General features: G+C 60.6%; 3 protein-coding genes. 1 reads left to right on the top strand and 2 read right to left on the bottom strand.

Annotation, left to right across the window (positions count from 1 at the left end):
• Positions 1–56 precede the first annotated feature (56 nt).
• Together OC610_RS24290 and algW are read right to left on the bottom strand one after the other, a co-directional pair.
• Positions 57–776: a DUF4198 domain-containing protein gene (locus OC610_RS24290; RefSeq protein ID WP_264431485.1), complete on the bottom strand. Its 720-nt coding sequence runs from the start codon at positions 774–776 to the stop codon at positions 57–59.
• Between the two features lie 260 nt (positions 777–1,036).
• A complete protein-coding gene (gene algW, locus OC610_RS24285) occupies positions 1,037–2,197 on the bottom strand; it encodes a Do family serine endopeptidase AlgW (protein ID WP_198797764.1) in 1,161 nt (386 codons plus the stop codon).
• A gap of 105 nt (positions 2,198–2,302) precedes the next feature.
• Between algW and OC610_RS24280 the strand changes: the two genes are divergently transcribed.
• Positions 2,303–3,061: a Nif3-like dinuclear metal center hexameric protein gene (locus OC610_RS24280; protein ID WP_264431483.1), complete on the top strand. Its 759-nt coding sequence runs from the start codon at positions 2,303–2,305 to the stop codon at positions 3,059–3,061.
• Positions 3,062–3,090: the final 29 nt, after the last annotated feature.

Raw genomic sequence — 3,090 nt, 5'->3', positions numbered from 1 at the left:
TGTGGGAGCGAGCTTGCTCGCGATAGTGGCCAGATCAGCTCCCACAATTCCAGCGCTTACTCGTGATGCGGCTCACCAAGGAACGTCAGCGAAGTAAACACCCCACGCGTCGCGACATCCTTGTTGTCCTTGAGCGGGATTTCCATCTGCGCGGCGATCACGTTCAGACCCTCATTGCGCACGAGTACCTTGGCTCGGCCTTCGGCATCGGTTTCGGTGCTCACAGTGCCCGGCGCGCTACGGTAGTCCCCCACCAATTGCACCCTTGCCGCCGGTTTGCCATCAAGCAGCACCCGCACCGGTAACGACTGGCCGGGGCCGACGGTCAGCGGGTCGATTTCCGGCACGATGACGAATTTGATCTGATCCAGCTTCGGTAGCTTCGCCCCCGGTTCATAGATCGCCAGGCTGTATTTGAAGGTCTGGGTCGACTCGATCGCCCCAGGCACCTTGCTGCGGCCTTCGTTGATCCACTTCTTGTCAGCGGTCTGCGACCACATGCCATTGTCCAATGCGACGGCCAACACGGCCGGCGGCTTGAGAGGCTGCAGGCGAGCGTGGTCTGGCAAGCGTTCCACCGTGACCGGAATCATGTTGCCGCCCAGGTCGTAGGCCCAGGCGCCACTGACTTTCTGCGCCTTGAAGGCGTTGTCTTCGGCGCCGTGGCCGTAGATCACTTCAATATTGCCGCGCCGTTGCTCTGTCCACAGGCCATGGGCCGAAGCCTGGGTGGCCAGGAGCAGGCCGAGCAGGGCGAAGGTCTTGGGGTAGTTCATGCTGACTTCCTTATAGATCGAAGATTTCTTCGGCATAGGTCGGATCGCCGAGCAAGCCCAGCGCGAAGCTGGCAGCGGAAATCCGTTTCAGGGGTGACATGTTATGTTGTTTCAATTTCCATGCTTGAAACAATATAACACTACCAATGAGAATTTATGCTATCTGAAATTTCGAGTGCAGTGGTGGCGGCAGAAAATCGGGGGACTTGTGGCGAGGGGATTTATCCCCTCGCCACAAATGATCTCGCCAAAGAGGGTGCTTACTGTTCTTCCTTAAGCACCACCGGCGCTGGCGGCGGGCGCAGGCCAATCTCAGCCGTGAGCTTGAGTTCCTTGCCGTTGCGCATGACCTGGATCGTCACCTTGTCGGTGGGTTTGATCCGGGCCACCTGATTCATCGAACGACGGCCATCCCCTGCCGGTTCTCCGTCGATGCTCAGGATCACGTCGCCCAGTTGCAAACCGGCCTTCTGTGCCGGGCCGTCGCGGAAGATTCCCGCCACCACGATGCCGGGCCGCCCGGACAAACCGAACGATTCCGCCAGCTCCTGGGTCAACGGCTGCACTTCAATGCCCAGCCAGCCACGAATCACCTGGCCGTGTTCAATGATGGATTTCATCACCTCCATCGCCAGCTTCACCGGAATGGCAAAGCCAATGCCCTGGCTGCCGCCGGACTTGGAGAAAATCGCCGTGTTGATCCCGGTGAGGTTGCCGTTGGCGTCCACCAGCGCACCGCCGGAGTTGCCGGGGTTGATCGCGGCGTCGGTCTGGATGAAGTCTTCGTAGTTGTTCAGGCCCAGCTGGTTGCGACCGGTGGCGCTGATGATGCCCATGGTCACGGTCTGGCCGACGCCAAACGGGTTGCCGATTGCCAGGGCCACGTCGCCGATGCGAATGCTGTCGGAGCGGCCGATGGTAATGGCCGGCAGGTTCTTCAAGTCGATCTTCAGCACCGCGAGGTCGGTTTCCGGATCGCTGCCAATCACCCGGGCCAGGGTTTCGCGGCCATCCTTGAGCGCCACCACGATCTGGTCGGCACCGCTGGTGACGTGGTTGTTGGTCAGGATATAGCCTTCCGGGCTCATGATCACGCCCGAACCCAGGCTCGACTCCATGCGCTTCTGCTTGGGCGAGTTGTCACCGAAGAAACGCCGGAACTGCGGGTCTTCGAACAGCGGATGGTTGGGTTTGTTGATGACCTTGGTGGTGTACAGGTTCACAACGGCCGGTGCGGCGGTAGTCACGGCGTCGGCGTAGGACACCGGTCCCTGCTGCACGGCTTTGGTTTGCGGCGCTTGCTGCAGGTTGACGTCAAGGCTTGGCAACCCGACCCATTCGGGGTAGCGCTGGATAATCAGGAGAGCGACAAGCACGCCGGCCAACAGCGGCCAGCCGGAAAAACGCAGCGCCTTGAGCATTAAGCACGTCCTACAAAGGTTGCAGGCGGTATGAGACCGCCCATAATGTCGCGCATTATACGAGGCCGCGCGCGCCTCTGAACGGGATATTTAGGAGTTCTTTTCATGGCTGTCGCCCTGAGCACCCTGGTCGAAGAAGCGGACCGTTACCTGGCAAGCAGCCGGATCGCCGATTACTGCCCCAACGGCTTGCAAGTCGAAGGGTCCCCGCAAGTGATGCGTATCGTCAGCGGTGTGACGGCCAGCCAGGCCTTGCTCGATGCGGCCGTCGAGGCCGAAGCCGATTTGGTCTTGGTGCATCACGGTTATTTCTGGAAAGGCGAAAACCCCTGTATCACCGGAATGAAACAGCGTCGGCTCAAGACGTTGCTCATGCACGACATCAGCCTGTTGGCCTATCACTTGCCGCTGGACCTTCACGCCGAGGTCGGCAATAACGTGCAACTGGCCCGTCAGTTGGATATTACCGTCGAAGGGCCGCTGGATCCTGATAATCCCAAGATTGTCGGCCTCGTCGGTTCCTTGTCCGAACCAATGACGCCTCGGGACTTTGCCCGCCGGGTCCAGGAAGTCATGGGCCGCGAGCCGTTGCTGATCGAAGGCGAGCAGATGATCCGCCGGGTCGGCTGGTGCACCGGTGGCGGCCAGGGTTACATCGACCAGGCGGTGCTGGCGGGGGTTGATCTGTACCTCAGTGGCGAGGCATCGGAGCAGACGTTCCACAGCGCGCGGGAAAACGGCATCAGCTTCATCGCCGCCGGGCACCATGCGACCGAGCGCTACGGCGTCCAGGCGCTGGGAGATTACCTGGCGCGGCGTTTTGCCCTGGAGCACATCTTTATCGATTGCCCGAATCCGATCTGACTCACCGAACGCCCCCTGTGGGAGCGAGC

It is taken from the genome of Pseudomonas agronomica, assembly GCF_025917275.1.
GTDB classification, from domain to species: domain Bacteria; phylum Pseudomonadota; class Gammaproteobacteria; order Pseudomonadales; family Pseudomonadaceae; genus Aquipseudomonas; species Aquipseudomonas agronomica.
Note: the sequence above shows the minus strand (reverse complement) of the source record. Positions and strands in the feature narration are given on the sequence as shown.

Excerpts from the sequence above, each read along its gene's own strand:
- OC610_RS24290 (WP_264431485.1), bottom strand. The coding sequence starts at position 776 with ATGAACTACCCCAAGACCTTCGCCCTGCTCGGCCTGCTCCTGGCCACC.
- algW (WP_198797764.1), bottom strand. The coding sequence starts at position 2,197 with ATGCTCAAGGCGCTGCGTTTTTCCGGCTGGCCGCTGTTGGCCGGCGTG.
- OC610_RS24280 (WP_264431483.1), top strand. The coding sequence starts at position 2,303 with ATGGCTGTCGCCCTGAGCACCCTGGTCGAAGAAGCGGACCGTTACCTG.